The 278-nt window shown below is 41.7% G+C and carries 1 protein-coding gene; it reads left to right on the top strand.

All coding sequences use genetic code 11. The features are described 5' to 3' along the window. Nucleotides 1-15: 15 nt before the first annotated feature. A partial coding sequence (locus AAEY78_RS12850; RefSeq protein WP_352339711.1) for a glutathione S-transferase family protein occupies nt 16-278 on the top strand: 263 nt, incomplete at its 3' end.

Raw genomic sequence — 278 nt, 5'->3', positions numbered from 1 at the left:
CCATAAGGGTATCCCATGAAACTTTACGGTAGCTTTACGTCTCCCTTTGTTCGGCATTGCCGAATAGCCTTATTGGAATCAACATTAGATTATCAATTTATTGAAACAGATCAGGCTAGCAGCGCAACGCTATCCCCTACAAAACGGGTTCCTTTTTTACACGATGGAGAGTTATCGTTAACGGATTCAAGCGCTATATTGCGCTACATCCGTCATAAGTCATCAAAAACGTACCTTGATACCGTGGTAGAACTTGATCAGTTTTGCATGATCAACAC

Origin of the sequence: Psychrobacter sp. 16-MNA-CIBAN-0192, assembly GCF_040309565.1 — a bacterium.
Taxonomy (GTDB): Bacteria; Pseudomonadota; Gammaproteobacteria; order Pseudomonadales; family Moraxellaceae; genus Psychrobacter.
This window is presented reverse-complemented; position numbering and strand designations above follow the sequence as displayed.